This is a genomic window from Mucilaginibacter gossypiicola (assembly GCF_900110105.1).
Classification (GTDB): Bacteria; Bacteroidota; Bacteroidia; order Sphingobacteriales; family Sphingobacteriaceae; genus Mucilaginibacter; species Mucilaginibacter gossypiicola.
This window is the reverse complement of the sequence record NZ_FOCL01000002.1, coordinates 859511-883433: the sequence shown is the minus strand read 5'-3', so window position 1 is coordinate 883433 and position 23923 is coordinate 859511. Positions and strand designations below refer to the sequence as shown.

Here is a 23923-nt window from a genome sequence, read left to right as displayed (position 1 = left end):
AACATAATGAGTAACTAAATATTTGACCATGAAAAATTTAATTAAGCCAGTTTTATTTACCGCGGCATTGTTTGCATTTAAAGTTAGTTCGGCACAGGTTAATATCGGTGCTACCACAGCTACCAAAATAGCAACCCGCGTAGCTACCCCAACGGTGAATGCCGCATCTATAGCACAAAAAGCGGTGAATACTACATCTGCTGCCACCAATCAGGCAGCTACCCAGGCCCAAAATGTAGCCGCAAAAACTGCTGCACAAGCACAAACTACAACCAATCAGGCTGTAACAGGCGTGGCATCAAATCAAGCTGCTAATGTTAGCGGTAATGCTGCATCAACCGTAAATGCTACTGCCGGTACAACAGCAGCGCAGGCGGGTGTTAGCAGCAATACCGCTGCTACAGGCAATTTAAATACAGCCGGAGTAACAGCAACCGGCGAAAAAGCCCTCACCACAACCGAAAGTGTCACCGCCAATACTGCCGAAAAAATAAACAGCAATGCTGCCGCTTTGAGGACCGGTGTTACCACAACAGCCTGTAAAACAGCAGTAACTGCTGGTAACGGCGTAAATGCTGTTAGCAAAAAAGTAAGTGTAAGCTCTTCGGCCAACCTAAACAGCACCGGTAATGCAGCTGTTAGCGCTAAAAAGATAAACGCTTCTACAGCAGGCAGCAGCACTTCAGGCACAACTGTAAAGGCAGGCAAAAAAAGTGTCTCTGTAAAAACTTCGGGCCGTAGCACATCAAAACTGAGCGTAGCTAAGCAATAACAGCGTTAAACATATATAAAATCAAAAAGGCCGGTTCCGGCCTTTTTGATTATCCGCACTATTTTATTCAGCATTAAACATGAAAAAACTTAAACTTATCCTGCTGCTGGTTTTGGCCTACCCGGCAGTTTATGCCCAGCAAAAAACAGATACTTCAACTAAAAGCAAGGAGTTGTTTGTAAATGCAGGGCTGCAGTACCTGTCAAACCTTACCTATGCCGGCCGGCGCGATGAGAGCAGCGTTCCCGTCCTTCTTCCTTCGGTTACATTAGTGAGTAAACAAGGGCTTTTTGTAAGCGCCATCGGTTATTTTGACCTCAACGGTTCCAAATCAGGCACCGAGGGGCTTAGTGTTACGCCGGGCTATGTTTTTACGTTTGATGCAAAACGGTATTATGGAGGCAATGTATCGGCCACTAAATATTTTATCACCAAAAGCAGCCCGATCATACTTTCCTCTTTCAATGCCTCTGTCGATGGACAGTTGTATGCTAATCCTGACGATATTGTTAAGTTTACGGCAGGTGCCAGCTATCGTTTCAATAAAAACAACAGCAATGACATCGTGAACACAGCCGAGTTATCAAAGGAAATTTTTGCCCTAAAAACAGGTGCAGATAGAAAAGGCGGCCTGAAGATTACCCCTACTGCCACACTTTACGCGGGAACGCAATCATTTTATCAAACATATTATACCGAATCGCAGGTAACTCGCTCGGTAGACGTTCCGCAGAAACAAACGCCTATCAATATATTGTTTCCTAACCAGCCAAAACAAACTATCATTACACAAACTGTAACGCAACAAAACCAGCGTGAGGTAAGGCAATACAAGCTGCTTGCTTTTAGCGGATCGCTGCCTTTAACTTATACCATCAACAAGTGGCAGATCCTGTTTACTCCCTACTTGATCAAGCCGTTTAACCAGGTTGATTACGTATCCGGGACTAAAATGAACGGTGTTTACTTTTTATTTACAACAGGCGTTAATGTAACGTTTTAGCAATGTTAAAAAATGTGATAAGCTATATGCTACTGTGATGGATATAAAAGCCTGTTTTTGTTAGCTTTGTTGTGTTTATTATAAACAGCAGGAAGCTTATGCGCAGGATATTTTTAGTTCTCTTATCACTACCAACCTTATTTACCATACCATCTTTTGCCCAGGCTCCTGGAGCGCCGGTTGATGTTAAACATTATACGTTTGATTTAAAACTGAACGATGCCGATAATAATATAGAAGGAAAAGCTACAGTTACCGTAAGGTTTTTGAATGCTGCAGAAGGTTTTAACCTCGACCTGGTAAAAAAGAATGCTGAGGGTAAAGGAATGCTGGTATCGGCAGTGACTGAAAACGGAAAGCCGGTAAAATTTACCCAGGACGATGAACAGCTAAAAATAACCACGCGCGCTTATAAAGGAAATACCCGCGATTATACCATAAGTTACAGTGGCGTGCCGGCTGATGGGCTTATTATATCAACAAACGCTTTCGGCCACCGTACTTTTTTTGGCGATAACTGGCCTAATCGCGCCCATAACTGGCTGCCCTGCGTTGATAATATTGCCGATAAAGCACCGGTTGATTTCATTGTAACTGCTCCTGATCATTACCAGGTGGTATCAAACGGTTTGCAAACGGAAGAAAAGCAGCTCGACGGCAACCTGAAACTAACCCATTGGGTTGAAACAGTTGCGCTGCCAACCAAAGTGATGGTTATTGGCGTAGCCGAGTTTGCTGTTGACCGCCCGGGGGATGTTAACGGTATCCCGGTTTTTACTTATGTTTTTCCTGAAAGCAAGGAGGTTGGGTTTAAAAGTTATGCGGTGGCTAAAAATATTCTCCCCTACTTTATAAAAAATGTTGGCCCCTACAGCTATGAGAAACTGGCCAACGTACAATCGAAAACTATTTTTGGAGGCATGGAAAATGCCAGCGCGATATTCTACTTTGAAGAATCGGTTAAAAGCCCCGAAATAGAGGAACTGATGGCACACGAAATTGCCCACCAATGGTTTGGCGACGGCGCCAGCGAAAAAAGCTTCGGTCACCTTTGGCTAAGCGAGGGTTTTGCTACTTACATGACCAATCTTTACCTCGAAAATAAATACGGTGCTGATACATTAAAAACGCGTTTAAAAGCCGACCGTAAAAAGGTGCTTGATTTTGAAAAAAAACGATTGACCCCGGTTGTTGATACTGCCGTTAAAACACAATATATGCAGCTCCTTAATGCCAACAGCTACGAAAAAGGTGGCTGGGTGCTGCATATGCTAAGGCGTAAACTGGGCGATGACATTTTTTGGAAGGGAGTGAGAAATTACTATTCCAAATACCAGGGCAGTAATGCCAATACCGATGATTTAAGGAAAGTTATGGAACTGACCAGCGGTAAAGACCTTAAGCAGTTTTTTACCCAATGGCTGCGCACGGCGGGACACCCCAACCTGGCCGTTAGCTGGAAATATGACGAAAAAGATAGTACCATCGCTATCAATGTAACTCAGAGCCAGGAATATGTTTACAACCTGTTGTTAGAGGTTGCTGTTGACGGACAATTGCTGACCGTGCCGGTGAAAGAAAAATCGGCAACAGTAAAGTTCAAAGTAAAAGCTAAGCCTGCCGATGTTAAGATCGATCCGAATGTGAACCTGCTGGCATCGTTTGAGGAGAAATAAATAGAGGAATAAGCCAAAAAATTGTTCGGAAAAGTTTTTTTAATTCCCCTCTCGAGAGGGGGCGCGAAGGAACGAGCGGTAGCAGAGGTGTGTTTCTGCGATTGGAATATCAAAGCGGAAACACACCTCTCTCTCAAGAGGGGAATCGCACAAGCCCACGCTTTTTTCTTCTTAGACTTTTCCTAACCTACGCTGCAATAACCGTGCTGATCACTTTTTCCAGGTCTTCCAGGTCAAAAGGTTTGGCTAAAAATGTTTGGGCGCCTGCGTGGTCGGCCAGGATCTGAATGTCGCTGTTGGCCGAAAAATAAATTACGGGTATATCTTTAAGTAGATCTGTTTTTTTGAGGGTTTGTGTGGCTACGATCCCACCCGAATCAGGGATCCAGTTATCCATCATGATAACATCGGGTAAAATGCCCGACACCTTTTCAACAATGTTATTGCAATCACTGAAAGTATGTACTTCCCATCCCTGCTCTTCCAAAATATAACTGCAAATAGACAGGATGTCCTCGTCGTCATCAAATATGACAATCTTTTTGTGTGAAGTACTCATGAGATAGCTGTACGTGAATTTATAAACATCTTTTCATAAAACCAAATGTTTTAAATTGGTAATTAAATTTACTGTGTTTAAAACGGGCTTTTATATCGCTCCCCGAATAAAAAATTAAGCATAAAGCCACTTCTTAACCACTACAAAACCTGATTATTGAATTTGTAACCGATTAATTACGGCGTTTTAATAAAAACAGTAATATTTTTACCTATCCAATTTCAAACAGCCTTATTAATTCCTGTTACACCAACACTATACCTGTAATCTCTGTTTCATGAACACGCAAATTAAATCTATTTTATTGGGTGCCTTGCTGCTTGGTTCGGCGGCAACAATAAACGCCCAAACAACAAAGGCAAGCTTATGGCTTACAAAGGCCGATAGGTCGGTACTTTTTGAACAGCAAAAAGAGCCGCTTACCTTTAAAACCGGGGAAGCCGGCGGTACTACCATTACTGTTGATGATAAGCAGCATTACCAACCGATAGATGGATTTGGATTTGCATTAACCGGAGGCAGCGCCATGCACATTATTCGGATGAGTGCCGGTAGCCGTGCCGCTTTACTTAAAAACCTTTTTGCCGTTACCGGGAACGATATTGGCATCAGCTATTTAAGGCTGAGCATTGGAGCGTCGGATTTGAACGAGAAAGTATTTTCGTACGATGACATGCCCAATGGCCAAACCGATCCAACGCTGAAGCATTTTGACCTTGGCCCGGATAAAACCGATGTGATCCCGGTAATGAAGCAGATATTGGCTATCAACCCGACTATTAAGATCCTGGGCTCGCCATGGTCGCCGCCGGCATGGATGAAAACCAATAACGATACCCGCGGCGGCAGGCTGAAACCCGATTGCTACCCTGTTTATGCTAAATACCTGGTTAAATATATCCAGGGTATGAAAGCTAACGGGATTAATATTGATGCCATCACTATTCAGAACGAGCCATTGCACCCGGGTAATAACCCCAGCTTGCTGATGGTTGCGCCGGATGAGGCCGACTTTATTAAAAATAACCTGGGCCCTGCGTTTAAGGCCGCAGGAATCAAAACAAAAATTATTGTTTATGACCATAATGCCGACAGGCCCGACTACCCTATCTCGATATTAAACGACCCTGCCGCCCGCAAATATGTTGATGGATCTGGTTTCCACCTGTACGGCGGCGATATTTCGGCCCTGACTGATGTACACAATGCGCATCCTGATAAAAACATTTACTTTACCGAGCAGATGACCGTTGAGCCCGAGAACCAAAGCACCATCAATATCGCATGGCCGGTTAAAAGACTCATCATTGGTGCTACCCGCAACTGGAGCCGCAACGTGCTGGAGTGGAACCTTGCTGCCGACCCGGAATATAAACCATATACTGATCGTGGCGGATGCCCGATGTGCCAGGGGGCCGTTACCATTGATAAAAATGAGGTTAAGAAAAATGTGGCTTACTATTCGGTTGCCCATGCTTCCAAATTTGTACGCCCTGGTTCGGTTCGTATCGCATCAAACAGTTCTGATACTTTGCCTAACGTGGCTTTTAAAACCCCAGATGGAAAAAAAGTACTCATCGTTGCTAATACAGGCGATAATGCACAGGATTTCAATATTAAATACCAGGGAAAAATATTGGCTGTTAAGCTCGACAAAGGTTCGGTAGGAACTTATATCTGGTAGTACGAACTGTTTCAAAAAAATTAAATGTACAATAACATGTTAACATCGTTAATAAAAAATATAAAGTTAAACGCAGGGATTAAGGTATTGCTTGCGGCCGCCCCAGCCTTGTTTATCTCACTGCAAGGCAATGCGCAAACAGGCTTTTTAAAAGCCGATGGCAAAAAAATAGTTGATGAAAAAGGGCAGAATGTATTGCTGCGCGGTATGGGTTTAGGAGGATGGATGCTGCAGGAAGGCTACATGCTGCACATCAATAAAGACAGCCGCCAGTACCGCATCCGTGAGCGCCTGGAAGAATTAATGGGACCTGCCGAAACTAAAGAGTTTTACGATACCTGGCTGGCCAATAATACCCGCAAAATAGATGTGGACTCGATGAAGCGTTGGGGATTTAACTCCATCCGCCTGCCGATGCATTATAACCTGTATACCCTGCCGGTTGATAAAGAACCGGTAGCAGGACAAAACACCTGGCTGGATAAGGGCTTTAAAATGACCGATGATCTGCTGGCCTGGTGTAAAGCTAATCATATGTATTTAATCCTTGACCTGCATGCTACTCCCGGCGGACAAGGCAATGATCTTAATATCTCCGACCGCGATCCCGACAAACCATCGCTATGGGACAGCGAAGCCAATAAACAAAAAACCATCGCCCTTTGGCGAAAACTGGCCGAGCGTTATAAAAATGAGCCCAATATTGGCGCTTATGATATCATCAACGAGCCAAACTGGGGCTTTGATGATCCGCAAAATGATAAGAATGGCCTAAAGGAAAAAACAAATGGGCCGTTAAGGAAGCTCATGGTTGATATTACCGCAGCTATCCGCGAGGTAGATAAGAAGCACATCATCATTATTGAAGGGAACGGCTGGGGCAATAACTATAACAGCATTTTGCCCCAATGGGATAAAAACATGGTGCTCAGCTTCCACAAATACTGGAATTTTAACGATCAAAAATCTGTTGAGCATATCGTAAAAACCCGCGACCAGTATAATATACCCGTATGGCTTGGCGAAACCGGCGAAAACTCAAATACCTGGATAACCGAGGCTATTGGCCTGTTAGAGAAAAATAACATTGGCTGGTCGTTATGGCCGTTGAAAAAGTTGGGCAATAACAACCCGATGGAAATCCGTTCAAATTTAAATTATGATGATGTAGCCAGGTACCTCAACACCGGCAAGCATAAGCCTAATGAGAGCAATACATATAGCGGTACCCTGGAGCTGGCTACCTATGCCAAACTGGAAAATACCATTATTCACCACGATGTGATCGACGCTATTTTCAGGCAGCCGCACACAACGGTTACCAGGCCATTTAAAGCCAATAAAATTGGTAACGGAACAGTGATCAATGCTGTTGACTATGATCTGGGCCGCAACGGTTACGCTTATTTTGATACCGACACCGCCGACTATCATACTTCGGGCAAACCCGGTGTAGGCAACAAGGGGCATGTTTACCGTAATGACGGCGTTGATATCAGTAAAGACTCTACCCAATACAACAGCTATTATGTTGACCATATTGAAACCGGTGAATGGACACAATATACTATACAGGTTAAAACCCCGGGGGTATATTCTATAAGCCTAAAAGTGGCTTCTGCTACCGACGATGCCAAACTATCTGTTTTGGTTAACAATACAACCCAGGCAAAAGAAGTGGCAGTACCCAACACCGGCGGGTTAAAAAAATGGCAGGTTATTGCGGTTAAAAACATTGTTTTAAAAGCGGGTGCTAATAAAATAAAAGTGCTGGCCAATAACGGCGGGTATAACTTGCATTACCTGCAGTTTTGGAAGGGTAAATAATATTTAGGGCTAAATGTTATTAAACAGCCGGGGTATTACAATGCCTCGGCTGTTTTATTTAATGCCTGGAAGAGGAAAAGCGGGGGGAATGCGCGATTACCCTCTTGAGATTGGTGGAGGGATGTGTTTCTGCTTTAATAAGTTTATTGCAGAAACACACCCCTGCTCCCACTCATTCCTCTGCGCCCCTCTCAAGAGCAGGGCTGTTGCATTCTAATGTTTAGTCGCAAGTTCAAGCGTCTTTCGCTTGAATTATGGCTCCGGTAAGCGTCCACGCTTACCTTTTTTATATTGTTACGCGAGCGTGGACGCTCAAAAAGGGCCAACACTCGAGCGTGGACGCTCGACCGTGCGATTTTTAAAGCTCATTGATTTAGAATGCAACAGCCCCTCTCAAGAGGGGATTTTAAAATCTTTTGTTCAATTAATAATGGTCACAATTTTTAATATTATTTTTCTCGTAATACCTATTGTAAATAACTGTTTTTATAGTTAAATTTATTATACCAATTATCAGTATAATCTAAACAGGGGGATTCGTTATGAAAAAACAAGCTACGATAGTTTGTCAGCCTGATAAGACTGAAACTACCCAACCATTAGTGGTAAACTGTACGCCACAACATCAAAAAATGTACCGCGACCATACGCACTGCGATCATCAGTATGGCAGGGTTAACAAGTTTCCAATAGGCAGCAGCAGAGGCCCCTGCTTTTTTTAAGAGCGCTTAACCATACTATTTAATAAAATAATATAGTTGGTTGTAGGGCTTGAAATTTTGCAGGTAAACAGCTAAGGTGCATAGGCCAATTTGGTTGCGCCGGGTATCAACACCGGGTTCGTCGGCTATGGCGTATGCTTCATATTGACCGTTGTTGAGCCTTAAATGCGTGCCGTAGATTTGTGTGTTGTTTTCATACAAGGCAATGTTGTCGGCCATTATGGCAAATCCTTCCGCGGGTAACGATCCGTTAAGCGCAGCAATCCTTACTATTGAAAAGTATTTTTTCTGGTTAACGATATTTGCGTGCAGCAGCGTGGTGATCAGGGCTTCCGGGCCGTCGGGCCCAAAGTATTCCCTCCCCCGCCAGCCGTAGGTGTTTACTATTGAAGATACTTTGATGAAATTGGTAGAATCGACCTCCCTAAGGCGGTATTTAAATGCTTTTGCCTCTTTTGAATTTTTGCCGTGCTGTTCAACCAGTTGTTGGTATTGTTCAAATCCATCCCTGTAGTTTTTCAGCATTTGAGAAAGTTCCAGGGCTACCGACGGAATAAGCTTTACCCGGTTTTGATGAACTGCTGATAAGATGGTTTCCCATTGGCCGTCGCGGTGCAGCCTTGTAAAAAGAGGGTCGGTAGATAGCCTTTCTTCATTTTCAAAACCATGATAGGCAATAAACTCAAGGTATAAAAAGGCACTGTCGCTTTTACCGGTAGCAGTCCAGCAGGCTGCAGCTTTATACAGATGCACGGTATCCAATACGCCATAATTAAGTTTACGTACCGTTGCATAAACCGAAGCCGCTTTTTTATATTGCTTTACGGCAAATAGTGAATCAGCAACATGAAGCGGAAAAGCGAAATTTTGCTTGTCCTGCGCGTTGCTCTCGAAAGAAAAGGCCAGGATTACAGATAATAATAAGCAGCAGTATTTGAGGTACATGGTTATAGGTTTAAAAGATAACCATAAAACGCGGCTGCCCGGTTAAAATATATATGAGAGTAAGAGATTTAACATTTGAGCGTGGATATTTAACAAATAAAGGCAATGAATTTGCTCCACTTCAGGCTTGCCAAGCCATAAAATCACAGATATTTATTCAATGAATCGATACGGGCCACTGGCATTTTTTGATTTGAATCAGGTTTGGAATTCGGAATCTTATCTGTATCAAAATATTGGGCGGTGTCACTTATTGTGGGTGTGAGCCCTCTTTTTATTGAATCCTGAAAACCTTTCCTGGAAATCAGTTCGTTTTTTACGCTGTCATTCCTTCTATCTCCTTTTTTGTAAGTAGAGTGACACGCATTTAATACGATAAGCAATGAAGGCAGTAACAAGCCTATTTTTCTAAGTGTAGAAGCATTTTTCATATAGTACGTTTGCAAATCAACAAGAGGAGATTTTTTAATGTTTACTCTGCTCTTTTTAACTCAAGCTTTCCCCCATCACCATAAAATATCAAATGGATCTTACCATCAGCATCTTTGTTAAATTCCAGTTCGTATGGTAAATCTTTTAAGAAAAAGCGCTTGGGTGATTGCGGGTAAAGTTCCCGCTTTGCCTCGCCGCTTGCCTGTGCGTAAAGCTTACCTTCGGCTTCAATTATTGTTAACGTTCTTGGCGGGCCGATAAAAAACTTGCCAGTATAACTTTTTAAAACATCTGCCGGCACCGATACCACTTTTTTTATGTTGGGATGAAATAGCCCTTTAAAACCATAAACCTTTGCCACGCTGTTAATCAATTCCTGGATAATGCCACCATTATCGCTGTTAACCATCACAACCACGCCATTGCCTCCCTCCAGACTGCCGTAATATTGACAGCGGAAGCCCTCATTTCCACCGCTATGGCTAAAATACACGGTGCTGTCCATTTTATCTATAAAAGCGCCCAATCCTACGTTACTACCGGCATGAACAGTAAGCCTGATCTTAGTTGTTTCCTGATTTAAAACCTTTGCCGATTTTCCTTCATAAGCCAATTGGGTTTCGATGATATACTTCGATAAATCGGTTGGATTTGTCCATAAACCAGCCGCGGCCTGCTCCGGGTAAATGTGATAGTTGCCTTTAATTGGTTTGCCGTCGGGATTGTAGGCAACCGTAAGGAGGTTTTGGTTTACATCGCGGGGCGGTTGGGCATAGGTGCTGCTGGTCATGCCAAGAGGGGTTAATACCTCTTTTTTCATATAATCAGCATAGGGCATATGGGTAATGTCCATCACTATCAGCTGCGTAATGGTGGTGCCCCCTCCCGAGTACTCATACCGTTTCCCCGGCTCAAACATTGATTTAACGGCAGGAGAATTAGCCGGCTTTTCGCCATTGAGCACCTGTACTATGGTTGGCAGCGGTGTACCGCGTTCATACCCGCCAAAACCATGCACATTTAAGCCTGCACTATGACTTAGCAAGTTTGCGATAGTGATCTTTTTACCTTTTGACAAGCTATCATAAGGAAAATGCCAGCTTTTGAGATAAACGTTGATATCGGTATTAAGATCAAGCTTTTTTTCCTGAACCAGTTTAAGCACTCCCAGCGAATTAAGCGATTTGCTAATAGATGCCGCCTGGAAAAGCGTTTTGGTGGTAACAGGCGTTTTTGAACTGTCGTTTGCAAAGCCATAACCTTTAGCCCAGGCAATTTTATAGTTCTGGATAACCGCGATGCTTAACCCAGGTATCTTATAAAAGGCCATGCGGTTTAACAGGTTCCATGGTTTTTCGCCCTCAATTTGCACGTTGCCAACAAGGTTGTTCTCTACCTGCGAGATTTTATCCTGTGTGTTGTTTTGAGCGTAAACGGTTATCCGGATAAAAAGCAGCAGAGTAAGGACGAATGATTTGCTTACGATTTTCATAGGTTTTGCTTTTAAGGACGGGAATTAATTCCTTTTTATTAAAGCTAAATTATGAAATAAGGATTTATAAAAGCAATAAAAACAGAATTTAATTCTGAAAATATAAATTAATTGAAATTTTGTTTTGTATTGTTGCGGTTTTTTGCTGGCCCAAGTATGAAGGGTTGGGAAACAGTATGATGGCTACTTGTGCCTTTTCATATCACGCATACTATCTTCCAGTTTATGGCCGCCGCTTCCAATAATCATCTGAACGTGGCTGGTCATAATACACGATCTATATATTTCAAGGTCTTTGTGTTTCTGACAATGTTTCCAGCTGTCGGGCAATACCCGTTTATATTCATTTCTGATAAAAAGATCTATCCAGAAAACAACTGAAAAACTTACCAAGTAGAGTTTGTCCTGATCATGAAATTTATATTTGGTACTCATGTATATGTGATAGCTTTGTTTGTCATCGAAGAAGGCACAAGTAGGCCTTGCCCTGTTGCCAGTCCTTCATGCTTGCGCCAGAGTGGAGGTCTCCAATTGGTGGCACACGAGTTTGGTTTAAATTTACTATGAGGATATTGAAACATACTAACAATCAACCGATGAACGCCTTAGGAAAGGCGTTGCAGGAACGATGCAACACGCTTGTCGCCTCGCCCGAATCGCACGGCATTTCCTCGCTTGGAGATTTAGAGACCCTGTTGGAAGCGTATAAGAAAACCGTTGCCCCGCAGTTTGCCCGCTGCAATCCCGCATCGCTTCGCAGCGAATTGCACCAGTATCAAACGTTTGAAGTCTATAACCTCATGTATAAGGAACGCACGGTGCTCTCCGTTCTTTCGCGTAAAACGGAATATCAAAGTGAATTTCAGGAATATGATGACGAAAAGGCTTGTATATAGTTGTAGCCTTGTGCCGTCACCACGCTAAATCCCTTGCTCTCCACGTCGTTAATTATCGACCGATACTCGTCGCATTGCCGCGTGTTGGAGCGCGGTAACGATAAAGCTGTCCTTGCGCTGGTGCGCAGCTGTGGCCTGTAATTGGTTTTGTACATTAAATTTTAACGGTCTTGCCTACCCCACCCAACCCTCTCTGTCCAAACGCCTGAAATGTATGGCCTCCACTAAATGTTCCTGCTTAATTTCCTCGCTTCTGGCAAGGTCAACAATAGTACGTGATACTTTGAGGATGACGTCATACCCTTCTGTGAAAAAAATCATTGATCCAACCAAGAATGCACAAGTAGCCATTGCCCCCTTTGCCTGCGCTTCATACTTGCGCCGGTTGAAACATTTTTGTTTTAATTAACATACCTGTATTTTTTGTGACCATCCTGCACTTCAATTAGTTTTACTGTATTTAATGATATACTTTTTTTCATGATTAGAAAATGCGACCGTATGCCTGTAACAGAATCTTTTACTACCCAAATACGGTCGAAGTAAAAAGTAGTGCGCCTGTTATCATCGTATGTAAAACGTATCTCTATGGAAGGACTGTTCTTTAACTTATAAGGTGTCCCATCTTTATCAAAGCATTTTATTGAGTCGATTGGATAGGTACTGTAAGTTTCTTTATGTCCCCATGGATCTTTAGTAGTAACCTGTTTTAGGTTTACTGTCTCTATACTTGGCATCTGCTGCCTGAAGCTATCAACCGGTATATAATACATTTTGCAGGAGCTTATAATGAGTGTAAGGGATAAAATTGAGATAAGAAGGAAAGGTTTAGGTGTCATAAGGTTTTTAAAAGAAGGAATGATTCTCTCTGCTTGTATTTACTGCTGTTGGGTCTAAATATCTGCAGTTGTCAATCATAATACCCTTTTTTGAATATAATTACAGATTCAGTGATTTCGTTTGGTGAATCGTCCTTGTTTGGAGCGTACACGCCTACGCCAAATTTATATGAAGTAAAGCCAGTGTTTGTTTTCTCTAATTTGTCATCCCATTTAGCAATTTGGTCTTCTATAGATTCATAAGGGAGTATTAACAGTTCAATAGTAAACAAAATTGGATTCGCAGGAAGTATCATTTCTATTGCCTCACATAAAAGATTTTCATCGTAGCCTATAAAAAGGCCTAATGTTTTGAAAAAATCCGTTGGAGTTTTGGAAAGGAAATTACGATAAAATTCATGAGGCGTCTCTTTTAAGAGATTCCTTATTTCATCTCTGTGTAACCCCAACGGAATATTTCCAAGAGACTCATATGGTGTTATTTTGTAATCCATGCTTTTTATTTTACCCTGCCCAACCCTCTCTGTCCAAACTCCTGAAATGAATAGCCTCCGCTAAATGTTCCAGTTTAATTTCTTCACTTCCGGCAAGGTCGGCAATGGTACGGGATACTTTGAGGATGCGGTCGTACGCCCTTGCCGATAGGCCAAGTTTTTCCATGGCTTTTTTAAGCAGGGTTTGGCCAGCTACGTTGATCTTACACAGGTCGCGCACCATTTGTGGGCTCATCTGCGCATTGGCGTGCAAATCCGGACGGTTGCCGAAACGCTCTACCTGGATTTCTCGGGCTTTGATAACCCTATCGCGGATCAACTCACTTTTTTCGGCCGCGCGGTCTGACGATAATTCGCTGAAGTTAACGGGTGTTACCTCCACGTGCAGGTCAATCCTGTCAAGTAATGGCCCCGAGATTTTGCTCAGGTATTTTTGTACCATACCCGGCGGACAGATACATTCTTTTTCGGGGTGGTTATAATAACCGCATGGGCAGGGATTCATACTGGCCACCAGCATAAAACTGCTTGGGTAATCAACAGTGAATTTAGCGCGTGATATGGTAACACGGCGCTCTTCCAACGGCTGGCGCATCACTTCCAATGCGCTGCGTTTAAACTCAGGCAGTTCATCTAAGAATAAAACACCGTTGTGCGCTAAAGAGATTTCGCCGGGTGCCGGGTTGCTCCCTCCTCCTACCAACGCTACATCCCTTATCAAATAATTGTATCAGTTTTTTTTGACACCATTATATTTTTATAAATATCTAATATTCAAATAATTAATAGCAGAAAAGAAATAATTAAAATGATCTAAAAAAATGTATTGAAACGGTATTGTATCAGTGATTTCTCTTCCATAGATTATTTTTCCTTTATAGTTTTGCATCACCAAACAACAACAATCAGCTATTAAAGAGCGCTATTTAATTGCTGATTCCGAGGACAAAGAAGAACCCTCGCAAAACCCTACTTCTATTTTTTTAATCAGGTAAAACTTCGTGTAAATAAAAGGAAGTCGCTTGCCACAACTTTAAAAACAATGGAAAAAAACTACGTTCAAGCAAACGCGCAAGTAATTAAAATAAGAAAAGAGTTATTGTCACTGCATCCATTATTAGCTAACATTTACACATATAATGATGTGTCGGCCGTTGAGGATTTAGCGATAACAATTAAAGAGGTAGGACAACGTGAGCCGGTCATTATTAACCACAACAATCAAATATTGTCAGGAGGCCGAAGATGGATGGCAATAAATCAAATTGATAGCATAGCTGAATTAGATGCCATTGTTATTCATGATAACGGTAAGGACGATGCCCTAAATATTGTTTGCCATAATCAGCAAAGGGCGAAGACAAAGGAAGAACTTGTAAAAGAAGCTGAGATACTGTTACCTCTATTAACAAAGAGACAGGGACAACGAAATGATTTAAAAAGAGATAACGCAACCGATACTTTCAATTTAAAAGGGAAAGACAGATTTGAAGGTGCAGGTAAAATGATAGGTTTATCAGGTTCATCATTCCGTCAGCTTAGTAATGTAATAGAATTTGAAAAAGAAGCCGAAGAACATAAAGAGCTAAGAATTTTAGATAAGGTCAGAAGTGGCGAAATGTCATTTAGCGTTGGCGATAAACTTGTAAAGAATTACCGAAAATTAAAGAATGAGAGCTGCAACGTTGTTAGACCATTGTATAAAGCTAGCTTGATTGAAGAAAGTGTAAAGTTGTTTAATAAGTCATGTCTAAACATGAATGAGGTTGAGGACGAGACTGTTCAGGTCGTAATGACCTCAGTGCCATATTACGGCTTGCGTAATTATGGAAACGGGGTTGATGGCATTCCGGAACTGGGTTTAGAATCAACCCCTAAAGAGTTTATCGTTAACCTTGTAAGCCATTTAAAGGATGTTCGCAGGGTATTAAAACAAAGTGGCTCTTTCTTCTTAAATATTGGTGAGACTTACAAGGATAGACAAGCACTGTTGATTCCGACTAAATTATTGTTAACCCTCTGCCAGGAACAAGGATGGTATTTGGTTAACGAAATCATTTGGAAAAAGAAAAACCCAATACCACAATCTTTAACTAATAAGTTGCATACTTCTTATGAGAAGATATTCCATTTAGTGAAAGACCCAGATAATTATTTCTACCAGGAATTTAAGATTTGGCATAATAATCCAATCAAACTGGTTAAAGGCCCCGGTTACAGGGATGTGAAAGACGATGGCAATAAAAAAGAGGGTAAATGGCTATTAACCAAGCCATATAAAAAATTTAAGGATTTTATTGAGGAACAAAAGGTGCATGATGTTATAGTTGGCAATAATGCATCCGGTCGGCAGAAAGATTTACAGCAATTAGATAATACGGTAGATCATCCGGCATTATTTCCCGATTATTTACCAGTTCTTCCAATACTCACAACATCTAAACCGGGTGATGTTGTTCTCGATCCGTTTTCTGGGTCAGGCACCACAGGGCGCGTAGCTTTACTATTGGGAAGAAAGTATATCGGCTACGAGTTAAATAAAGAAAATTTTGACCTAAGCACACTTGACATTAATAAGGCTATTCAGGAAAAATCGGACGAATGTATGGCAGAAATATTCCAAATGGCTGCATAAAATAATACCCCGAAAACACTCGCTGCTTCGGGGTATCCTTATCACAATAGCCACAAGGTTGTGGCTTTGAATGTTCAAACATAATGAATTATTAAAAATGTGGGGAACTTTCCGTAAAAAAACGATGCGGAGGTTCCGCCGTTGTCAAAATTGTCCTGATAATAGCCAAACATTATTAATTAAAACATTCAATCATGCCAGTAACAAAATCAAAAGAAGAAGTAAAAGCAATCTTAGCAACCAAAAGAACCGGGGTAAACAAGCCCGTATTGTATGCACCTGAAATAGAGGCACTTAAAAAAGGGGAAGGCTTAATGATTGAGTTGAGCGAGTTCCCACTCAAAACATCAATACCAGCGTATTACTATGCAAAGTATTCAAAAGGCAAAGAGGTTAAAACTCTCTCTATCGCTAAGGTTGACGGTGGCTATCTACTAACCAAAATTTAATTTTTAACAATACCGGTTATACTAAACTTCTATCCGTTGCTATAGTAAATGGTATAGACTTTTTTGTTGGTGTGTATCTATATATCTCTATCAATAATACTCTTATTCACTTTTGAAATTTATTTAAACAAACGTGAATAAAAATTATATAGTGAATAAAGGAACAAATCCACTTTAATATATGGATTATAAAAATTAACTAAATGAATGATAATTACATTACCAAAAGAATTTAAAGAAGCTATTAACGAGATGCCATATAATGTTACCGTTAAAAGGAATGCTTTAAAAGTTTATGCTGCATTATATACCAAATACCATCTTAGAAATTCAATTGGATACTTTCCTGTATCAAGTGAGTATCTGAAAACTGTTAATCTAAGATATTATAAAATCCTGTCATACTTCATCGAAAAGAAACTCATTGATTATTATAAAAAAGCTTACACCGATGAAAACGATATATTTAATACGGTTTACCGAAAGGCATATAACAAAGAACTGGGTATAACAGCAAAATATAGATTCCTTGTGAACGTTGAAGCCGGCGACGAAATTAACGTTGATATGGTTACAAATAGAACCTACAGGTGGTATGAAATTATTGAAAGGAGTTTAGTAGCAACAGCGTTCCCAATTAAAATTAATAGGGATAGCTATGGGAGGCGTGTTCATCATCCGGCTATCAGGAATTACAAAGTAGACTTTAAAGGTTATTATACCATAGATGCCATTTGTTCGCAACCAAGATTACTCTATAACCATCTTAAGGATAAGGGAATCATTGACCCAGAGTATAACCGAATATTTGAAAGCAATTTAGATTTCTATATGGAGGTCGCAGCCAGGTTAAACTTTCAGGGTTCCAACCAACACAAGCGTAATGAAGCCAAAGATTTATTTATGCACTGGATTAATGGCCATGGTTATGTGCCGAACTTTGAGATACACAACCTTTTCAGAACGGTATCTCTCTATCTTAAAGGCATTAAACGTGGTAACTATAAAAATGGTGGTGCATTATTACAACGTATAGAAAGTAAAATTTGGATAGACGGGATATTGAATAATATACCATGTGATTTTGCCTTACCTATACATGATTGCGTGATTGTTAAGAAACAAGATGCCGATATGGTGTTAAATTATTGCAAGCACCAATACCCGAATATCAAGTTCAAAAAGGAACTGATAAAATAAAAATGATAATGAGAAATGTTTAAGAAAGCAAGAAAACAAACGTTGCAAGATCTGATTACCTGTAATCAAAATGTAACAGACCCAATAGAAAAGTTTTGGACAGAAATGGAAATAGTTAATTTTCCCGTCAGATTGCACACTTTTATTAAAAGAAAAAACGACTACCTATTTATTACGAAAATTGCGCCATCTATTAAAGCTCCGTTCATGGTGGACGGATATAGTGTAAACACTCAACAATTCAGGCACTACATTATTTGTGAGATACTGGGGTCAGATTATTAAAACCGCTTGATTTGGATGGTTCTAAGAAACCCGTTTTGTTCTGCTGATACATTGTAAGGCTTTAGCCTGAAAAGTGCCTTAGAACCAACCAAATCATTTTAAAATCAATAACGGACGACAAGAATATCTAAGTCCTCATTCGCAGCAGTCTCAATCAGGTGCTTTGTTTCCACTGATTGTCCATCCCAAAAACATATACAGGCATTGGCATATCCGACCATTTGTTGATGCCTGACAATGTAATGCTTGGCCCAATTTCTAACTTCAAACTCCATCACTTCTAATCCCGATTCCGCTGCAAAGCGTTCCCCGAGCCATGAAGCTCCGTTGCTTGTATCTGATATGATTATTATTTCATAACCTTTAGATACTCCTAATAGAAACTTATCAGTTGCACTTTTTAGTAAGTCATAATCGTTAAAATTATTATCTCCTCCGATAATAAGGGTGTAATTCTCCATACCCTTTTCTGTTAGAAATATTTAAATTAAAATAGGCACGCATAAATATACAAGAGCCTCTTTTATCAACAAAGTAAAAAGGTTTGGGTAATACTTTAAGAGATTATACTCATTGCGTTTACCTCCAGCTATTAATAATATCAAAACTATCATAGTATCGTCGTTAATATCCCCAATAATTTAAGATCCTTCGAGTGATTTCAATAACAATAGCAGCAAAAATTAGGGCGCCAAAAATTAATTGAAGCGTGTTTTCATATTTTCTGTTTCTTACCGGCATTTAGGGAACGTGGGAATGCGTTAATTTACACTTCTGAATATTGGAAATTTATAATCGTCGAATGGAACCTCTTTTTTCAAATTGATAGAATCGACGTGTGCATTGATAGCAAATAAAGTGCTTTAAAGGCAGCCAAAACAAGATAGACCTAACAAAGCCTCCTCGTGGAATTCTATCTATAGATTTTGATTTACAATAAATACATTCCCTTTGGAGTTTTTTTTGGATGAGGCTATCAATGTCAGGTTGTTCTAAATGTTTGATCATATATTTCAAAAAAGGGTTTTTAGTTTATCCCATGTAAGCGGTTTGGTTACAAATTCTTTTACAAATGGATGAGCTCGAGCTTTAATTTTATCATTAATATCTATTGATGAGGAAACAATAATAACATTTGAATGAAATGGATATGTTTCCAATTTCCTGAGAAAAGACCAAGCATCAATTTCAGGCATGTTAATGTCCAGAAATATTAGATCCGGGTTATTTAAATAGATATACTCTAAAGCATTTTGGGGATTATCAAAATCATAAATAGCAGCATTCTTTTTAAACTTTGAAAGCATCGCTTTATGTAACTTATTGATAATGAGGTCATCGTCAACAATTACGATATGTTTGGCAGTGCCTATTTTATAGAAAAAAACTTCTTCTAAATCTATTTCCGGATTAATCATGTCATTAAGCAATGCTATGATATTGTTCAGTTTCTCAGCCTGTAAATAAATGTTAGTTAACAATTCTTTCAACTTCGATCCTTTTTTAGATTTCAATGCTGAATAATTGTCGAAGTTTGCTAAACTGAGAATATTGCTAATAGGGGCTCTTAATTCGTGGGAAGTGAATTTGGAATAACTTTTTAAGCATTCATTTTGTGGTGATAATAAATCAGCCAGCATGATGAAAACGAAGTAGTATATTTCTTCATTTATAGATATTGGAAAGAGTAAAAAATTAATCTTTAATGAGTTGCTGAAATTTTTGTTAATAAAAGTTTCGGCAACCTTATCCGCATTATTGCTTGAAAATTTATCTATTACTTCCGAAATGTCTTGTGCAATGGCCGGTGAAAATGTTTCTACAATATTTTGCCCGATTTGTGGAATGTCATTAACAAAATACGAAAAGCGGCTTGAGCCATCGAAGTGAAATGAAACAATATTTTTAAGTTTATTAACTAAAAAATATGATACTTTATCACAATTACCGTTGATGTGATCTTGCATACGTGCGGTTTCGGTATTTTTATTGATTAATAGGTTTATCTTGATACACAAGCGTCAATATAGCTGATGAATTCAGCTTTTGATTTTAACACGGCTAAAGTAACTATAGTTTTTTAATTATGCAAGAAATTCTATCAAAAAAAGAAATGGGTTTACGCATTAAGTCTTTGAGGCTTGAAAGCGGTTATTCACAATTATTTATAGCAAATCTACTGGGTTTATCCCGAAGTAATTATTCGCAAATCGAAATTGGAAATCAATACCCAAGCTTTAATTCACTTATTAAAATTGCCAGTATTTATAGCAAAAGCTATGATTGGTTAATTCACGGATCAGAGAGCAGAAAAAATCCTTTCACTACTCTTGTATCAAGTGAGATTTTCAATATCTCCCAGCCTCCTTCAGCCAAAACTGTGTTAGTAGATCAAAATTCTGTTTATATAAGTAATTGCCAATCGCCCGAATATTTGGAAAAGTTATCACCCTTTGAATTACCATCGACTATATCACGTAATGATGGGGTCTATAGAGCGTTCACTTTTAAGACTAAAATGCTTAAATATATTTATCCCGAAGACATTATAATTGGAAGGGCAATCAAAAGTTACAATGAATTGCTTCCGGATCACATCTATATCATTGTAACGAAAATTGATATATTACTTTGCCACATTGATCATATTTCTCTATCAGCCTCGACTCTAAGTTGCAGAAATGATCAACCAATATGTCATGAATTTCGGCTGCCAATAAATGATATACAAGAAATTTGGGAGGCAGCGGAAAAATATTCAACGAAAATTCAACCAATTATTGATAACTTGAAAGAAACATATAATTCATTTGAGAATTTAATCCAGAGGCTTGAAAAAGAGGTAAGATCGCTCAAAAAATTAAAAAGTAATAATTAAACATGATTTCAATACCATTTCAGTGTAGACTTCCTTTAATTTACACGATGTTGTATCATCTTAATTTTTCAAACGTTCCATTCTGATTTGGTATTGGTCAATCCAAATCTGTAGCATTCTGATTTGACGTTTTTTTGAGTCCTGTTCAATAGATAGCTTTTTCCTGTTGGTCCTAATTCTGTCGTTAAGCATTTGTATCTTATGAGTGTTCATTTAATGACGATCCGATTTTATCCAACCCTTTCATCAGTTGTCCTTCTATTAAGGTAAACAGCACTTCCTGTTTATAAAGGTGTTGGTTTTTGTATTTGATGAAATCTGTCTTTGCAAGCCTTCTCAAATCCTTTGTAGCTTTGACCTATCCATATTTAACAATTCTTTGATAGTAGAAAAATCATAGTAATGATGCTCACCCTATTTTACTTTGTAAGCTATAATACTCATACTTGTCTTTGATTTTTTTATACTCTAATAAGAGTTTCTCAACGACTTCTTGATTTTCGTCCTCATCATTGTCGCTTTGTTCGTCAGAAGATTTTTCATCATCATTTTTAGAAGCAGTGGCACCGGGGTTTGGCGAATACTTATCAATGATAAATTGGATAAAATCAGTTTCAATATTCTTTTTCTTCATTAATATATAATTGGTTTTTGACCGGGTATAATCGGGTCGTTTAATTATATATCAACGTGGAAAGGAGTATAATTGAACAAGTGGATTAATTATAGAATTATACAGTTTACTTGCGTTTTTAAATAGACTACCTCAATGTATTACTTTACCCTAACATGTTAGTTTCTGGCGATGGGGTTATAATAGACAGTAAACTTGCAAAAAGAAACATATCCGGATCGGTGTTATCATACAACAAAGAAAATCTTGGGTCTTGTCCCCTTGATTCGTAGAAATAAATCTCTGACATGGCATCTAATAACATAAACAACCTTAAACAATTGACATGAGTGACAAATGTTCCCATCTTGTAAGAGGTGGGCAGCAAGGTAACGCTTAAAGAGGTTATGTGCTTCACCGGCGTCACTGGGTTTAAAAAAATGTTTTTCTATTAAATTTCCGCAAGCTTTGCTGAATATTCCATGGCATTGGCTGACGCATATATCCATTATTAAACAAACGTCTTAATTTTTCAAAATCTGGTTTATCCGAACCTCCATTATAATTTAGCCATCGAAGCATTATGCCCTCGATAACTGACCGCGTTCAGCGATTAACCGGAGACCGTAGAATTTATAAACAAATAAAGAAAAGACGTTCTATTTTTAATGAGGCTTTATTAAAGCACTTGAAGAAAGATTATGGTAATACCAATTAATTTGTGGTTGCTTTATTCATGGTTAAATTGACCACAGAAAACTTCCCCACAATCCGCCAAAATATGGGGTGAAACACGGGTTCTTGCCGTATTTTTATTGTAAGATATAAAATACCACAGATGAGAATTAAATATAACAGAGTTTCGACGATAAACCAGTCAGGTAATAGATTCACCGCCGATAATGATCACTATGATTTAACGCTCCTTGATAAAATCTCTGGAAGTGTTCCTTTTGAAAAAAGACCGAACGCATCTCGTTTAATCCAATTGGTCGAATCAGGCAAAGTAGATGAAATAGTAATCGAAGAATTTAGTCGTATTGGCAGAAACACTGGCGACTGCATTCAAGTTTTAAATTGGCTTGATAAAAAAGGTGTAAATGTGATTGTTCGCAACGTTGGATTGCAATCAAGACCTAATGGAATAAAGAACCCCCTTTGGTCGATGGTGTCGACCGTGATGGCTTCTATGTATGCTATGGAGCTGGAGAACATAAAGGAGAGAACTTTAGTTGGCAGAGCGGTTTATGTTCAACAAGGAGGTAAACTTGGCCGCCCATCCGGATCGTCGGAAAACGAAAAAATGTTTTTAGAAAAGCCAAAATCTAAGGAGATTGCAAAAAGTCTAAAAAAAGGTTTAACTATCCGTGAAGTAAGTAAAATTGCAGGTGTGTCAACTAAGACTGTGCTTAAAGTTAAAGCATCGCTCGCAAATATTAACTAACGATATCGAGAGACTATTTAATTTGACAGAATTTGAATGTCTTTTTCTAACTCAAAAGGAATATTCTTTTCCTTGCAATAAGCTTCGATCTCGCTATCATTCTGGAAATAACTATCACAAAATTCGTTAAGCTCCTTTTCAGTTGATTTATGATAGCGTTCTTCGGCTGTCAAAAGTTTCTCGGTCTGCTCAATAAACCTTTCAAATTCCTTGTTTATTTTGCAAAGCTTATCTATGGTAATAAAATCTAAATCTCGGTATTTTGCTTGAAAGAGAACTCTACTTTGATAAGGATTGGCATTCAGTTCTATAATACCTATACCAAAGGATTGATTTAGCCTTTCCATTTCTTCCGCTAAACTGTCGCTAAATTCTAATGCTACTAAATACCCATAGTTGGCCCAACTGGAATTTGAAACAGCTTGAAAAAATGCCTTTTTTAATTCGGAGTCGCTGTTAATTTCTCGCTTTAGCTCGTAAGAGCTTATTTTAAAAGTATCTACCCGATTAATCGATTTAATAAAGTTTTGTGATGCTTTAGATTGTAAGTTCAAAAATTTTATCCCCACCATATCTGGGTGCGTCCATATTTGATTACTATCTTTCCCAAAGGTAGACTGTTCATGGAATATTGTTTTTGAATAAGTGCCAGCGACCTTCAAATAACTGCTAAGTAATTTATGTAGGTCGCGTTCTTCATAAACTTTTTCTTTCCCAACTTTTTTCTGAATTACAATAGATTCGGTTGCATTCGTTAACACATCGATACCTATGTTCTTTTCGTTTTTTGTAAGATAGTATGAATATGTCCCACCTTGTTGTTTGATTCTTTTAACTCGGGAATCACCGTTTCTTATAAAGTCGCCTAAGATAGATGAAACAGTAGAACCAGGAGTTTTTGATGAACCGAAATCATAATACTGTTTTTCGACTATCCTGTTGTAAACAACCGAGTAGTTTGTAATTTCATTAATGTCTTCTAAACTTTGTAATACAGCTTCTTTTAATGTCATTGTAACTATTCACTTAAATTATTTAATCTCCCCCAAGGACGAGCTATCTTGGATACGATTGCATT

At 39.3% G+C, this 23923-nt stretch carries 24 protein-coding genes and 1 pseudogene; 12 read left to right on the top strand and 13 right to left on the bottom strand.

Annotation, left to right across the window (positions count from 1 at the left end; genetic code table 11):
• The first annotated feature begins 28 nt into the window (after positions 1 to 28).
• From BMX50_RS09125 to BMX50_RS09115, 3 genes are all read left to right on the top strand, one after another.
• Complete coding sequence (locus BMX50_RS09125; protein ID WP_091210180.1) at positions 29 to 772, top strand: hypothetical protein; 744 nt, start codon at positions 29 to 31, stop codon at positions 770 to 772.
• 79 nt (positions 773 to 851) lie between these two features.
• A complete protein-coding gene (locus tag BMX50_RS09120; RefSeq protein ID WP_091210179.1) occupies positions 852 to 1775 on the top strand; it encodes a hypothetical protein in 924 nt (307 codons plus the stop codon).
• A 98-nt stretch (positions 1776 to 1873) separates the two neighbouring features.
• A complete protein-coding gene (locus BMX50_RS09115) occupies positions 1874 to 3451 on the top strand; it encodes a M1 family metallopeptidase (protein WP_091210178.1) in 1578 nt (525 codons plus the stop codon).
• Between the two features lie 187 nt (positions 3452 to 3638).
• Here BMX50_RS09115 and BMX50_RS09110 read toward each other — a convergent pair whose 3' ends face one another.
• A complete protein-coding gene (locus BMX50_RS09110; protein ID WP_091210177.1) occupies positions 3639 to 4010 on the bottom strand; it encodes a response regulator in 372 nt (123 codons plus the stop codon).
• A 277-nt stretch (positions 4011 to 4287) separates the two neighbouring features.
• Here BMX50_RS09110 and BMX50_RS09105 point away from each other — a divergent pair, with 277 nt between their 5' ends.
• The 3 genes from BMX50_RS09105 to BMX50_RS34245 all read left to right on the top strand — a co-directional run bounded on the left by BMX50_RS09105 (position 4288) and on the right by BMX50_RS34245 (position 8243).
• Positions 4288 to 5694, top strand: a complete 1407-nt coding sequence (locus tag BMX50_RS09105; protein WP_091210176.1) for a glycoside hydrolase family 30 protein — start codon at positions 4288 to 4290, stop codon at positions 5692 to 5694.
• A gap of 36 nt (positions 5695 to 5730) precedes the next feature.
• The gene (locus tag BMX50_RS09100; RefSeq protein ID WP_091210175.1) at positions 5731 to 7521 is read left to right on the top strand and encodes a cellulase family glycosylhydrolase; all 1791 of its coding nucleotides are present in this window, start codon (positions 5731 to 5733) and stop codon (positions 7519 to 7521) included.
• A gap of 542 nt (positions 7522 to 8063) precedes the next feature.
• Entirely contained in the window at positions 8064 to 8243 is a 180-nt protein-coding gene (locus BMX50_RS34245; protein WP_143065130.1) for a hypothetical protein, read from the top strand.
• A gap of 15 nt (positions 8244 to 8258) precedes the next feature.
• Here the strand turns inward: BMX50_RS34245 and BMX50_RS09095 are convergent, their stop codons facing one another.
• The 4 genes from BMX50_RS09095 to BMX50_RS09080 all read right to left on the bottom strand — a co-directional run bounded on the left by BMX50_RS09095 (position 8259) and on the right by BMX50_RS09080 (position 11547).
• Entirely contained in the window at positions 8259 to 9188 is a 930-nt protein-coding gene (locus tag BMX50_RS09095) for a DUF6624 domain-containing protein (RefSeq protein WP_091210174.1), read from the bottom strand.
• A 143-nt stretch (positions 9189 to 9331) separates the two neighbouring features.
• Positions 9332 to 9619 (bottom strand): hypothetical protein, encoded by a 288-nt coding sequence (locus BMX50_RS09090; protein ID WP_091210173.1) that lies wholly within the window; start codon positions 9617 to 9619, stop codon positions 9332 to 9334.
• Positions 9620 to 9660: 41 nt separating this feature from the next.
• The gene (locus tag BMX50_RS09085; protein WP_091210172.1) at positions 9661 to 11112 is read right to left on the bottom strand and encodes a serine hydrolase; all 1452 of its coding nucleotides are present in this window, start codon (positions 11110 to 11112) and stop codon (positions 9661 to 9663) included.
• Between the two features lie 183 nt (positions 11113 to 11295).
• On the bottom strand, positions 11296 to 11547 hold the full coding sequence (locus BMX50_RS09080; RefSeq protein WP_091210171.1) for a hypothetical protein: 252 nt from the start codon (positions 11545 to 11547) through the stop codon (positions 11296 to 11298).
• A gap of 161 nt (positions 11548 to 11708) precedes the next feature.
• On the opposite strand from BMX50_RS09080, the gene BMX50_RS09075 reads away from it, so the two are divergent.
• Complete coding sequence (locus BMX50_RS09075) at positions 11709 to 12008, top strand: hypothetical protein (protein ID WP_091210170.1); 300 nt, start codon at positions 11709 to 11711, stop codon at positions 12006 to 12008.
• A 174-nt stretch (positions 12009 to 12182) separates the two neighbouring features.
• Here BMX50_RS09075 and BMX50_RS09070 read toward each other — a convergent pair whose 3' ends face one another.
• The 4 genes and pseudogenes from BMX50_RS09070 to BMX50_RS09055 all read right to left on the bottom strand — a co-directional run.
• Positions 12183 to 12329 (bottom strand): magnesium chelatase subunit ChlI family protein, encoded by a 147-nt coding sequence (locus BMX50_RS09070; RefSeq protein ID WP_244280907.1) that lies wholly within the window; start codon positions 12327 to 12329, stop codon positions 12183 to 12185.
• A gap of 80 nt (positions 12330 to 12409) precedes the next feature.
• On the bottom strand, positions 12410 to 12781 hold the full coding sequence (locus tag BMX50_RS09065) for a hypothetical protein (RefSeq protein WP_091210168.1): 372 nt from the start codon (positions 12779 to 12781) through the stop codon (positions 12410 to 12412).
• 137 nt (positions 12782 to 12918) lie between these two features.
• Positions 12919 to 13341, bottom strand: coding sequence for a hypothetical protein (locus BMX50_RS09060; protein WP_091210167.1), 423 nt, complete (start codon positions 13339 to 13341; stop codon positions 12919 to 12921).
• A 10-nt stretch (positions 13342 to 13351) separates the two neighbouring features.
• A pseudogene (locus BMX50_RS09055) lies at positions 13352 to 14068 on the bottom strand (YifB family Mg chelatase-like AAA ATPase); the annotation flags it as partial.
• A 315-nt stretch (positions 14069 to 14383) separates the two neighbouring features.
• Between BMX50_RS09055 and BMX50_RS09050 the strand changes: the two are divergent.
• The 3 genes from BMX50_RS09050 to BMX50_RS09040 all read left to right on the top strand — a co-directional run bounded on the left by BMX50_RS09050 (position 14384) and on the right by BMX50_RS09040 (position 17625).
• Positions 14384 to 15976, top strand: a complete 1593-nt coding sequence (locus tag BMX50_RS09050; RefSeq protein WP_091210166.1) for a DNA methyltransferase — start codon at positions 14384 to 14386, stop codon at positions 15974 to 15976.
• 194 nt (positions 15977 to 16170) lie between these two features.
• Positions 16171 to 16425 carry a hypothetical protein gene (locus tag BMX50_RS09045; protein WP_091210165.1) on the top strand — a complete coding sequence of 85 codons (255 nt, stop codon included), beginning with the start codon at positions 16171 to 16173 and terminating at the stop codon, positions 16423 to 16425.
• 207 nt (positions 16426 to 16632) lie between these two features.
• A complete protein-coding gene (locus tag BMX50_RS09040; RefSeq protein WP_091210164.1) occupies positions 16633 to 17625 on the top strand; it encodes a hypothetical protein in 993 nt (330 codons plus the stop codon).
• 389 nt (positions 17626 to 18014) lie between these two features.
• Here BMX50_RS09040 and BMX50_RS09030 read toward each other — a convergent pair whose 3' ends face one another.
• Together BMX50_RS09030 and BMX50_RS09025 are read right to left on the bottom strand one after the other, a co-directional pair.
• The gene (locus BMX50_RS09030) at positions 18015 to 18371 is read right to left on the bottom strand and encodes a hypothetical protein (RefSeq protein ID WP_091210162.1); all 357 of its coding nucleotides are present in this window, start codon (positions 18369 to 18371) and stop codon (positions 18015 to 18017) included.
• Positions 18372 to 18923: 552 nt separating this feature from the next.
• On the bottom strand, positions 18924 to 19877 hold the full coding sequence (locus tag BMX50_RS09025; RefSeq protein ID WP_143065129.1) for an ATP-binding response regulator: 954 nt from the start codon (positions 19875 to 19877) through the stop codon (positions 18924 to 18926).
• A 119-nt stretch (positions 19878 to 19996) separates the two neighbouring features.
• Here BMX50_RS09025 and BMX50_RS09020 point away from each other — a divergent pair, with 119 nt between their 5' ends.
• Positions 19997 to 20788 (top strand): helix-turn-helix domain-containing protein, encoded by a 792-nt coding sequence (locus BMX50_RS09020; protein ID WP_091210160.1) that lies wholly within the window; start codon positions 19997 to 19999, stop codon positions 20786 to 20788.
• Between the two features lie 409 nt (positions 20789 to 21197).
• Here BMX50_RS09020 and BMX50_RS09015 read toward each other — a convergent pair whose 3' ends face one another.
• Entirely contained in the window at positions 21198 to 21422 is a 225-nt protein-coding gene (locus BMX50_RS09015; protein ID WP_091210159.1) for a hypothetical protein, read from the bottom strand.
• A gap of 817 nt (positions 21423 to 22239) precedes the next feature.
• Here BMX50_RS09015 and BMX50_RS09005 point away from each other — a divergent pair.
• Complete coding sequence (locus BMX50_RS09005; RefSeq protein WP_091210157.1) at positions 22240 to 22845, top strand: recombinase family protein; 606 nt, start codon at positions 22240 to 22242, stop codon at positions 22843 to 22845.
• A 17-nt stretch (positions 22846 to 22862) separates the two neighbouring features.
• Here the strand turns inward: BMX50_RS09005 and BMX50_RS09000 are convergent, their stop codons facing one another.
• Positions 22863 to 23858, bottom strand: a complete 996-nt coding sequence (locus BMX50_RS09000) for a hypothetical protein (RefSeq protein WP_091210156.1) — start codon at positions 23856 to 23858, stop codon at positions 22863 to 22865.
• Positions 23859 to 23923 lie beyond the last annotated feature (65 nt).

Bases quoted from the DNA above. Each gene is read 5' to 3' on its own strand.
- BMX50_RS09125 (WP_091210180.1), top strand. From the start codon at position 29: ATGAAAAATTTAATTAAGCCAGTTTTATTTACCGCGGCATTGTTTGCA.
- BMX50_RS09120 (WP_091210179.1), top strand. From the start codon at position 852: ATGAAAAAACTTAAACTTATCCTGCTGCTGGTTTTGGCCTACCCGGCA.
- BMX50_RS09115 (WP_091210178.1), top strand. From the start codon at position 1,874: ATGCGCAGGATATTTTTAGTTCTCTTATCACTACCAACCTTATTTACC.
- BMX50_RS09110 (WP_091210177.1), bottom strand. From the start codon at position 4,010: ATGAGTACTTCACACAAAAAGATTGTCATATTTGATGACGACGAGGAC.
- BMX50_RS09105 (WP_091210176.1), top strand. From the start codon at position 4,288: ATGAACACGCAAATTAAATCTATTTTATTGGGTGCCTTGCTGCTTGGT.
- BMX50_RS09100 (WP_091210175.1), top strand. From the start codon at position 5,731: ATGTTAACATCGTTAATAAAAAATATAAAGTTAAACGCAGGGATTAAG.
- BMX50_RS34245 (WP_143065130.1), top strand. From the start codon at position 8,064: ATGAAAAAACAAGCTACGATAGTTTGTCAGCCTGATAAGACTGAAACT.
- BMX50_RS09095 (WP_091210174.1), bottom strand. From the start codon at position 9,188: ATGTACCTCAAATACTGCTGCTTATTATTATCTGTAATCCTGGCCTTT.
- BMX50_RS09090 (WP_091210173.1), bottom strand. From the start codon at position 9,619: ATGAAAAATGCTTCTACACTTAGAAAAATAGGCTTGTTACTGCCTTCA.
- BMX50_RS09085 (WP_091210172.1), bottom strand. From the start codon at position 11,112: ATGAAAATCGTAAGCAAATCATTCGTCCTTACTCTGCTGCTTTTTATC.
- BMX50_RS09080 (WP_091210171.1), bottom strand. From the start codon at position 11,547: ATGAGTACCAAATATAAATTTCATGATCAGGACAAACTCTACTTGGTA.
- BMX50_RS09075 (WP_091210170.1), top strand. From the start codon at position 11,709: ATGAACGCCTTAGGAAAGGCGTTGCAGGAACGATGCAACACGCTTGTC.
- BMX50_RS09070 (WP_244280907.1), bottom strand. From the start codon at position 12,329: ATGATTTTTTTCACAGAAGGGTATGACGTCATCCTCAAAGTATCACGT.
- BMX50_RS09065 (WP_091210168.1), bottom strand. From the start codon at position 12,781: ATGTATTATATACCGGTTGATAGCTTCAGGCAGCAGATGCCAAGTATA.
- BMX50_RS09060 (WP_091210167.1), bottom strand. From the start codon at position 13,341: ATGGATTACAAAATAACACCATATGAGTCTCTTGGAAATATTCCGTTG.
- BMX50_RS09050 (WP_091210166.1), top strand. From the start codon at position 14,384: ATGGAAAAAAACTACGTTCAAGCAAACGCGCAAGTAATTAAAATAAGA.
- BMX50_RS09045 (WP_091210165.1), top strand. From the start codon at position 16,171: ATGCCAGTAACAAAATCAAAAGAAGAAGTAAAAGCAATCTTAGCAACC.
- BMX50_RS09040 (WP_091210164.1), top strand. From the start codon at position 16,633: ATGATAATTACATTACCAAAAGAATTTAAAGAAGCTATTAACGAGATG.
- BMX50_RS09030 (WP_091210162.1), bottom strand. From the start codon at position 18,371: ATGGAGAATTACACCCTTATTATCGGAGGAGATAATAATTTTAACGAT.
- BMX50_RS09025 (WP_143065129.1), bottom strand. From the start codon at position 19,877: ATGCAAGATCACATCAACGGTAATTGTGATAAAGTATCATATTTTTTA.
- BMX50_RS09020 (WP_091210160.1), top strand. From the start codon at position 19,997: ATGCAAGAAATTCTATCAAAAAAAGAAATGGGTTTACGCATTAAGTCT.
- BMX50_RS09015 (WP_091210159.1), bottom strand. From the start codon at position 21,422: ATGAAGAAAAAGAATATTGAAACTGATTTTATCCAATTTATCATTGAT.
- BMX50_RS09005 (WP_091210157.1), top strand. From the start codon at position 22,240: ATGAGAATTAAATATAACAGAGTTTCGACGATAAACCAGTCAGGTAAT.
- BMX50_RS09000 (WP_091210156.1), bottom strand. From the start codon at position 23,858: ATGACATTAAAAGAAGCTGTATTACAAAGTTTAGAAGACATTAATGAA.